The following is a 9,345-nucleotide window of genomic DNA, read 5'->3' on the forward strand; positions in this document are numbered from 1 at the left end:
GTCTGGCACCCCCCTCCGACATCCGCGTCACGTTCGCGTGACGATGGCGAGTCTTCGGGTGCGGACGAAGGCGACCACCGCGACGACCACCGAGAGCACCACGGGGATCAGCACGACGGGAAGGATCGCGTCCTCGATCGCCGCGTCGCCGGCCGCCCAGCCGACGAGCACGACCTGAGCGATGACCAGGCTCGGCGGCAACCACCGCGCGAGGTCGCGCCGCACACCGACCCGGTCGCGCGCGCTCATGCCCACCAGGCCCAGGACGACGGCCCCCGCTCCGAGGATCGGCCCGATGACCCAGGGAAGCGCCGCCCACAGGGTGTGCCCGATGCTCGGAGGCGTCGCCGATGAGAACGTCCCCGAGGCGAATCGCAGGTCGAGCCCCGCGTACTTCGACGAGGACGGCCACCGGCTGTCCGGCGAATACTCGTCGCTCGCCCTGGCGTCGAACGCGATGACGGTCTCGGACCCGCTCTGCACGGCGTCGTCGCCCAGTGGCTCGGGCGCCGCGTCCGGGCGGGAGGGGGTGGCATCCATCCATCCGGACCCCTCTTCGAGGTCTTCTCCCCGTCCGTCCGCGAGGGTCAACGCGATCCGCACGTGCTCCGTCTCCGCGTCGACGGTCCGCCACGACCACGACCACCCCGGCATGAGGGCGGTCCAGGCCATCCGCTCCCCCGATGCGTCCCGGGCGATCGGGTGCGCCATCTCGTACCGGATCTCGACGACGTGTGCCCCGGTCCAGTCATCGGTCAGGCGCGTCTGGACGACGGCGTGATCGAGACGCCGGGTCTGCAGGAACGGAGCCGTCTTGCCGTCGACGGTGATCGACTCGACGGTCAGCCCCTGATCGTGCCCGTCGACGACGTCCCGCCACACGCGCGTGACCTGGGGGATCACCCGGCGATTCGCCTCGACCTCGGTCTTCAAGGTCTCGACGACCTCCACCCGGCCCGCTCCGTCGCCATCGCGACGGAGGGTGGCGGCGATGTCGGCGTCCGTCACGGCGAGACCGCTGCTGCCCGCGATCCCGTCGAGAACCGCGGCCTGGTCGGGAGCGGCGGTGGTGGATGCCGTCGTGAGGAACGCAAGGGCGATGGCGCCGGCGACGAGACCCAGCGCGCACGCACGGACGGCGAGTCGTCCGCCCCCCAGGAACGTCGGATCGGCACCCACCCGTCGATCGATCCCTTCGCGCTCGGTCAGGCCTCGGAGCAGACGACCTGCCGCGCGCGGGTGCGAGAAGATCACGACGTAGGGCAGATCCGCCGATCGCAGCGGCGTGCGCTCGGCGGCGCTCGTCAGCTCGAGATACTGCCGCTGACCGAGCAGGTGCTCACGCGCGAGGGCTCCCTCGCGCGTCAGTGGGCGTGCGCTCAGCGCCACCGCGAGGATCACGCCGGCGAGGGCGACGGAGGCCGCCGCGGCAGCCACGGGCCACCACTCGATCGTCAGCGCGCGCTGATGCGAGAGTTGTCGCGTCAGGCCGAGCTGGAGGACGGCGAGCGCGAACGCTCCGCCGAGGAAGGCGTCCCGGACGAACCCGCGCGGCACCGTGCGGAGACCACGTTCGAACTGCGCCCTCCACGCGGGCGAGAATCGGAACGACCGCAGAGCCGGGAGCAGATCCCCCCACCGCCCCGCTCGATGGGCGGCGCGCGCGAGACGACGGGTCAGCCGGGGGTCCTTCGGATCTCGACGCCACGCGTCGAGGGCCTCGGCGAGTACCGCCGTGCGGCGCGCTCCCCACAGGCGTGCGTCCAGCGCCACCGAGCTGCCGCGGCGCGGCTGCGACTCCGGCACGAACCACGCGCGCCCCCGCGCGTCGGCCCAGGCCACCGCCCGCGCGGCGAAGGCGAAGAGCACGCCGGCCGCCAAGAGCAACAGCGGCACGAAGGGCCCGTACGCCTGGATGAAGAACAACGGAGACGGCCCCGGCATCGCGAACGTACCCGGATCGAACCGGAACGCGAACCAGAACGATCCGTGGGGAGGGATGTTCTGGTCGTTCGTGATCTCATACACGAGCGGATCGGATGCCGCGTCCTCGGGCTCCATCGTGGTGGAACCGCCCACGAGAAGCCACGACAGTCCCGCCGAGGGCTGGCGCGCGAAAGCCCCCTCGAGGTCGCGGGGCACGACGACGCGCAACGAACTCGACGAGACCCCGTGCGGCCACTCGGGCCCGAAGACGTCCCACTGCAGCACCTGGGGCACCTGGTCCGACGAGGTGTCGCGGTCGTCGTAAGCGAGGTCGCGCAGGTCGTAGCGCACTTCGACGAGATGCGACCCGGTGAGTCTGTCCACTCCCCCGATGACGTAGGTCGTGCGGGTCGGCGTCGTCTCCACCCGTGCGTCGACGGGGCGATCGTCGAGCCGCGCCTCGCGCAGCGCGGGAGCGAGATCGTGTCCCTCGTACTGCGACGCGAGGACGCGTTCGATCGAGTTCTCGTCGACGTCGTCCGGAAAGACCGCGGTGAACCTCTCCGTCACCGCGACGACGAGTCGCCCGTCGTCGTGACGCTGCAGGTCGTACTCCGCCGAGAAGTCCTTCGCGATCCAGGTGCTCGTGGCCTCCTTCGCCGACGAGGTGATGTCGTCGAAGGTGAGGGGCGCGTTGATCACCGGGCCGACGAGGAGCACCACGCCGACGGCGGCGACCGCCGCCCAGAACACGCGGATGCCGGCACGCAGACGTGTCCCCCCGTGCGACCGCAGCCACGCCTCGAGACGCAGCAGCAGCCGGGAGAGGAACGCCCACAGCGGCGTGTGCCGCGGGGGGTCGATCAGCGTCGCTTCCGGCGGCGCTGAGAGCTCGTCGTCGGAGTCGTCGGTCATCGGGATCGGCCGGTCTCCAGCAGTTCACGGGCGTGCGTCAACGCCGCTTCCGAGTCGGTGAGTCCCGACAGCAAGCGGGCCATCTCGGCTTCGCGCTCGGCCCCGTCGAGACGGCGGACACTGGATGCCGTGACCGCACCGTCGTTGCCCTTGACGACCGTCAGGTGGTTTCCCGCGAAGGCCGCCACCTGCGCGAGGTGCGTGACGGCGATCACCTGGGACGATTCCGCGAGACGAGCGAGCCGACGACCGACCTCGATCGCCGCGGCTCCCCCGATTCCGGCGTCGACCTCGTCGAACACGAAGGTGGGCACCGGGTCGACGCCGGCGATGACGACCTCGATGGCGAGCATGACGCGACTCAGCTCGCCCCCGGACGCCCCGCGCGACACGGGGCGGGGATCGGCGCCCGGGTGCGGGGCGAGCAGGATCGAGACCTCATCGCGTCCGTGACCGGCGGGCGAGGCGGGGGCCACGTCGACGCTCAACCGGGCGTCGGGAAGGGCGAGCGCATGGAGCTCCTCGGTGACCGCGGCGCCCAGTCTCTCGGCGGCCTCGCGTCGCGCAGCGGTGAGCGCTTCCGCGGCCGCATCCAGCTCGGAGGCCGCGGCGTCGCGCTGCGCCTCGAGTCGCTCGAGGCGGTCGCCGTCGTCATCCAATTCGACGAGACGAGCCGAGCCCGTCTCGAGCAACGAGATCGCCGCCTCGACCGTTCCGTGCGTGCGGGCGAGTCCGGCGAGCACTCCGCGGCGTTCATCGACCGCGGCCAGCTCGTGCGGGCCGGATTCGTCGAGGTCTGCGAGGTAGCCCGACAGCGCGACGGAGGCGTCGGTCGCGCGATACCCGAGGTCGGCGATCACCTCGCCGATGGCGGCGAGTGCCTCGTCGCTGCCCGAGATCCGCTCGAGGGCCCGGCGGGCTTCGGCCAGCAGCGTCACGACATCGGGTGAGCCGTCTTCGTTCGACAGGGCGGCGTGGGCCGTCACGGCGGCGACTCGCAGATCCTCGGCGTTGGCGAGACGCTCGGCGCGGCGCGCCAGCTCCTCTTCCTCGCCGACGATCGGCGCTGCGGCCTCGATCTCGGCGATCGCGGCGCGCAGCTGCTCGGCCTCGCGGGCGCGGTCGTCACGATCAGCGGTCAGGGTGGTCAGTTCGGCATCCAGAGCACGCCAGGCGTCCCACGCCGCGCGATAGGCGGTGCGGGCAGCGACGACCGGCTCCCCGCCGAAGCGATCGAGGGCATCGCGCTGCGCTCCCGACGACTTGAGGCGGAGTTGGTCGGACTGTCCGTGCACGACGACGAGGTCGTCGGCGAGATCAGCCAGGACACCCGCCGGAGCGGTGCGTCCGCCCACGGTGGCGCGCCCGCGTCCTTCGCTCGAGACGGTGCGTCCGAGATAGAGCTCGGCCGAACCGTCCCCGACGGGCTCGACATCGCCTCCGGCCTCCCGCACTCGCGCGGAGACGACCCCCTCTTCGGGGACGAGCCACACGCCCTCGACGGCAGCCTGGGTCGCGCCCTTGCGCACCGCGCCGGAGTCGGCGCGCTGACCGAGCAGCAGCCCGAGCCCGGTCACGACCATGGTCTTGCCCGCCCCGGTCTCGCCGGTGATGGCCGTGAAACCGCGCCCGATCGGCAGGGTAGCGTCCGCGATCACGCCGAGGTCGCGCAGCCGCATCTCTTCGATCACGCCGCACCTCCCGGCATCCCGCGCCATCCCGTGACCGGGAGGCGGAACTTCCGAACGAGCCGGTCGGTGAACGCGGCAGGGTGCAGGCGGGCGAGGCGGACGGGCCGCGACGAACGACGCACCATCACGCGAGCGCCCGGGGGCAGCTCGTGCGAGCGTCGGCCGTCGCACCACAGGATGCCGCTGCCGCTCGTGCGCTCGAGTACCTCGACGGCGACCATCGCCTCGGGACTCACCACCAGCGGACGTGCGAAAAGGGCGTGCGCCGAGAGGGGGACGACGGCGATGGCCTCGACCGTCGGCCAGATCACCGGCCCTCCGGCGGAGAAGTTGTAGGCCGTCGAACCGGTCGGAGACGCCACGACGATCCCGTCGCAGCCGAACGATGAAAGCGGACGGCCGTCGACCTCCATCACCACTTCGAGCATCCGCTCGCGGCTCGCCTTCTCGACGGTGGCCTCGTTCAGTGCCCAGGTCTCGAAGATGACCTCATCGTCGGCGTTCAACACGCGCACCGCGAGGGCGAGTCGCTCCTCGACGACGTAGTCGCGGTCGATGACCCGACGCACGGCGTCGTCCATGTCGTCGCGTTCGATCTCGGCGAGGAATCCGACGTGGCCCATGTTGATCCCGAGGATCGGGACGGTCCCACCCCGCACGACTTCGGCCGCGCGCAGGATGGTGCCGTCGCCGCCGAGCACGATGGCGAGCTCGATGTCGTCGATGCCGACGTCGACCCCGAGGGTCTGGACGCCCTCGAGCGACAGACGCTCCGCGAGCTCGGGCCGGTCCTCCGCGGACACCACCGGGGTGGCACCGGCCGACCGCACGGCGGTCAGGATGCGCTCGGCGGCGTGGACGGTGTCATCTCGGCGCGCGTGCACGACGAGGAGGATTCGGCGATCGCTGGGGGTCATCGGCTTCCGGTCAGTCGGGTCACGGTGCTCTCCCATTCTGAGGGGTCGCTGCCCCGAGTGGCCGAGAACCACGCGACGTACTCCTGGTTCCCGTGCGTTCCGACGATGGGCGACGCGATGAGCCCGGAGGTCCTGAGACCCGCGTCCCACGCTGCCCAGAGCACGCCGTGCACGGCGTCGGATCGCAGGGCGGGGTCGGTGACCAGCCCGCCCTTCACCGCTGTGCGGCCGACCTCGAACTGCGGCTTGATGAGGAGGATGACATCCGCCTCGGGGGCCGCCGTGGCCACGACGGCGGGCAACACGTGCTCCAGCGAGATGAACGACAGGTCTCCGGTCACCACGGTGGGACGCTCGGCGATACCCGTGGCGCCCGCGAGGGAGTCGGCGGTCATGAACCGCACGTTATACCCCTCGACCGACACCACGTCGGGGTCCGCCCCCACGACGGTGGATAACTGACCGTGCCCCACGTCGACGGCCATGACCGGGCGCGCGCCGCGCTCGCGAAGGACCTGTGTGAAGCCGCCGGTGGACGCTCCGAGATCGAGGGCGACCCGATCGCTCACGTCGACCCCGAAGGCATCGAGCGCGGCCAGCAGCTTGTGCGCGCCGCGGCTGACGTAGTGGTCGGCCCCCGCGACGTCGAGCACGCTGTCCGTCTCCACGGGCGTCGATGCTTTGACGACGGGGCGGCCGTCGACCGTCACGAGCCCGCCGGAGATCAGTTGAGCCGCGTGCGAGCGGGAACGCGCCAGCCCGCGGGCGGCGAGCTCGGCATCGAGGCGCGGGCTCACGACGCTGCGGTCGGATCGATCGGCGCCGACTCGAGTCGTCGAGCCAACTCCTCGTGCACGGCGGCGTAAGCGTCCGCGCGGGTGTCGAGGGGCTGCTCCTCGATGAGACGCAGCCGATCGATGAGCCCGGCGTCCGGGGCGGAGCTGTCGGACATGGATGCCATGCTACCGACGTCAGCGCACGCGGAACGGGTCCGCGTAGAGCTGCTCCGGAACCCGGAAGCCGAAGATGGCACGACCACTGTTCCAGATGGCCGCCGAGCCGGCACGCAGAAGGTCGATCTGCCGCCCTCCGTCGTTGACGATCCGGAGATCGACGCCGTCGATCTCGACGATCGCATCACCCACACGGGTGCGGTCGCCCTTGACGACCGTCGTGGGGTACGGCTCGAAGAGCTGACGGAGGTCTTCGACGATGTAGTCGGGGCGCTGCGAGGGCGGTGCCGCGAGCACTTGCTTCGGTCGGTCGATGCCGGTGAGCACCAGCAGGGAGCGCATCTCGGCCGTGCGCGCACCCTGGATGTCGGTGTCGAGGCGATCACCGATGAACAGCGGCGACTGCGCGCCGGTGCGGGCGACGGCGACATCGAAGATGGGCCGTTCGGGCTTGCCTGCGATGGTGGCCAACCGCCCGACGGCCGTGTGCACGGCCGACACGAGCGTGCCGTTACCCGGAGCGATGCCGCGGGCCTGCGGGATCGTCCAGTCGGAGTTGGTGGCGACCCAGGGGATCCCCCCCTCCTCCACAGGCGTCGCGAGTGCGTACGCGGCCTCGGCGAGGTGGACCCACCCGACCTCGGGAGCGAAGCCCTGGACGACGGCCGCCGGGTTGTCATCGGCGCTGCGCGTGACGACGAAGCCGGCCTTCTCGACCTCGACGACGAGACCCTCGCCGCCGATGACCAGCAGGGTGGAACCCGCGGGCACCAGGTCGCGCATCAGACGCATCGCCGCTTGCGGACTGGTGGTGACGTCGTCCGCCGCCACACGCAGCCCGAGGGAGGTGAGGTGCTCGGCGACCGACGCGTCGGTCCGCGACGCGTTGTTCGTGATGTACCCGAGACGACGCCCCTCCTGCTGGGCGCGGTTCAGGCTGTCGACCGCGTGCGGCAGAGCACCGGGGCCGGCATAGACCACCCCGTCGAGGTCCGCCAGGACGACGTCGACGCCGGCGAGCGGTGTCGGCGGCGGAGTGCTCCGGCCGAAAATCATCGCCCGTCTTCCTCGACGTCCGCTTCGACAACCGTCTCGGCGGGCTCGATGCCGTCGGCACGATCGTCCACGTCACCCTCGGTCACGTCTTCGTCGTGCGGTTCGCTCGCAGCGTCGTCAGCCGACTCGACCGCCACGTCGTTTCCTTCGAGGGGGATGACTCCGGATGCCACGTCCACACCACCCTCGTCATCGATGAGTTCGATCTCTTCGACGACGATGACCTCGCGATCGGCGACGCCTGCGGCGGCGTCCAGGGCGTCGGCCGCGATCTCGGCTCGACGCTCCCACTCGGCGGCTTCATCGGACCGTCCGAGTTCTTCGAGAACCGCTGCGCGCGCGGAGAAGAGGGCCGGGCTCCATTCGAACGCGCGGTCCGGGTCGGCCTCGGGGATCTCGAGCTCCTGCAGAGCACGGTCCGTCTGCCCCAGGTCGAGGCGCGCTCCCGACATGGCGATCGCCAGCTGTACACGTACCGGAACGGACAGGCTCGAGCGGTCGACCGCGCGCCCCTCCTCGAGGGCGCGATCGGGACGTCCGACCCCGCGCTCACTGTCGACGATGAGCGGAAGCTGCTCGTCGGACCCGGTGATCCGGCGGTGCGTCCGGAGTTCGCGGAGGGCCAGGGCGAAGTCGCCGACGGCGTATGCCGTGATGGCGACGGTCTCGCGGACGACCCCGACCCGGCCGGCGCTCCGGGACGCCGCCAGCGCGTGTTCGTGCGCCAGCTGGGGGTCTTCGTCGATCATGCGAGCAGCCATCGCAAGGTGACGGGCGACGTTGTCGGCGTTGTCCTTGCTGAGCGTCTTCAACTCGTTGCGGGCTGCGCCAGGAAGGTCGAAGGCAGTGACGTCCTCGGGGATCTCCGGGCCACGCTCGCGACGATCCTGCGGCGGGCGCGTGGCACGGGAGTCCTCGCGATCGAATCGACGCGGCGCTCCCGCGCCCGGCCGGCGGTCGCCACTCGGACGTCGGTCACCGCCCCCGAAGCCGCGGGAATCACCGTCTCGGCGCACGGGGCGGTCCCCGTCCCGACGGAACGGACGGTCACCGTCACGGCGAACCGGACGATCGCCGTCGCGACGAACGGGACGGTCACCATCACGACGAACCGGACGGTCCCCGTCACGACGGAACGGACGCTCCCCCTCGCGCTGAACGGGACGATCACTGTCACGGCGGAACGGACGATCCCCCTCTCGACGAACAGGACGATCCCCGTCGCGACGGAACGGACGATCACCATCACGCTGAACAGGACGATCAGCATCCCGGCGGAAGGGACGGTCACCGTCACGACGAACAGGACGGTCACCATCACGACGAACAGGACGATCCCCCTCACGACGGAACGGACGATCACCATCGCGCTGGGCGGGGCGTTCGCCGTCACGACGGAACGGACGGTCGCCGTCCTGACGGAACGGACGATCACCATCACGACGAACCGGGCGCTCACCATCACGACGAACGGGACGGTCACCATCACGACGAACGGGACGGTCACCATCACGACGAACAGGACGGTCACCATCACGACGGAACGGACGGTCACCGTCCTGACGGAAGGGACGGTCACCATCACGACGAACAGGACGGTCACCATCACGACGAACGGGACGGTCACCATCACGACGGAACGGACGGTCACCGTCGCGGCGCTGCCCCCCGGCCTGCCCGTCGCGGCGGTAAGGACGATCGCTGCGAGGCGATGAATCATTGCCTCGAGAAGACTGTCCGCGCCCGGATGCGCGGTCGCCCGAGCGCCCTTCGTTGCTCTTGCGATCGTTCGCGTCATCCGACGACATGACTGTCCTTCCGGGGATTGTGCCCGTAAATGCGAAATGGCCACCCAACTTTGGGTGGCCATTTCGACTAAAAGAAGTC

General features: G+C 70.8%; 8 protein-coding genes. 1 reads left to right on the top strand and 7 read right to left on the bottom strand.

Features of this window, described 5'->3' with window-relative positions; all coding sequences use genetic code 11:
* Positions 1–27 precede the first annotated feature (27 nt).
* Genes ASE56_RS01080 through ASE56_RS01105 form a run of 7 tightly spaced genes read right to left on the bottom strand, consistent with a single transcriptional unit; the run spans position 28 to position 8,207 of the window.
* Positions 28–2,841 (bottom strand): DUF2207 domain-containing protein, encoded by a 2,814-nt coding sequence (locus tag ASE56_RS01080; protein WP_056224191.1) that lies wholly within the window; start codon positions 2,839–2,841, stop codon positions 28–30.
* A complete protein-coding gene (gene recN / locus ASE56_RS01085; protein ID WP_056224193.1) occupies positions 2,838–4,532 on the bottom strand; it encodes a DNA repair protein RecN in 1,695 nt (564 codons plus the stop codon). Before recN ends, ASE56_RS01080 begins: the two co-directional genes overlap by 4 nt.
* Complete coding sequence (locus ASE56_RS01090) at positions 4,529–5,449, bottom strand: NAD kinase (protein WP_056224195.1); 921 nt, start codon at positions 5,447–5,449, stop codon at positions 4,529–4,531. Before ASE56_RS01090 ends, recN begins: the two co-directional genes overlap by 4 nt.
* Positions 5,446–6,246 (bottom strand): TlyA family RNA methyltransferase, encoded by an 801-nt coding sequence (locus ASE56_RS01095; protein WP_056224197.1) that lies wholly within the window; start codon positions 6,244–6,246, stop codon positions 5,446–5,448. The genes ASE56_RS01090 and ASE56_RS01095 overlap by 4 nt, the downstream gene beginning before the upstream one ends.
* Entirely contained in the window at positions 6,243–6,401 is a 159-nt protein-coding gene (locus ASE56_RS17295) for a hypothetical protein (RefSeq protein WP_164481584.1), read from the bottom strand. The genes ASE56_RS01095 and ASE56_RS17295 overlap by 4 nt, the downstream gene beginning before the upstream one ends.
* 19 nt (positions 6,402–6,420) lie before the next feature.
* Positions 6,421–7,458, bottom strand: coding sequence for an HAD-IIA family hydrolase (locus tag ASE56_RS01100; RefSeq protein ID WP_056224200.1), 1,038 nt, complete (start codon positions 7,456–7,458; stop codon positions 6,421–6,423).
* The gene (locus tag ASE56_RS01105; RefSeq protein WP_235556886.1) at positions 7,455–8,207 is read right to left on the bottom strand and encodes a hypothetical protein; all 753 of its coding nucleotides are present in this window, start codon (positions 8,205–8,207) and stop codon (positions 7,455–7,457) included. The genes ASE56_RS01100 and ASE56_RS01105 overlap by 4 nt, the downstream gene beginning before the upstream one ends.
* 18 nt (positions 8,208–8,225) lie before the next feature.
* Between ASE56_RS01105 and ASE56_RS17605 the strand changes: the two genes are divergently transcribed.
* Positions 8,226–9,173 carry a hypothetical protein gene (locus tag ASE56_RS17605; RefSeq protein ID WP_235556887.1) on the top strand — a complete coding sequence of 316 codons (948 nt, stop codon included), beginning with the start codon at positions 8,226–8,228 and terminating at the stop codon, positions 9,171–9,173.
* The last annotated feature ends 172 nt before the right edge of the window (positions 9,174–9,345 follow it).

The organism is Microbacterium sp. Leaf203 (genome assembly GCF_001421275.1).
GTDB classification, from domain to species: Bacteria; Actinomycetota; Actinomycetes; order Actinomycetales; family Microbacteriaceae; genus Microbacterium; species Microbacterium testaceum_A.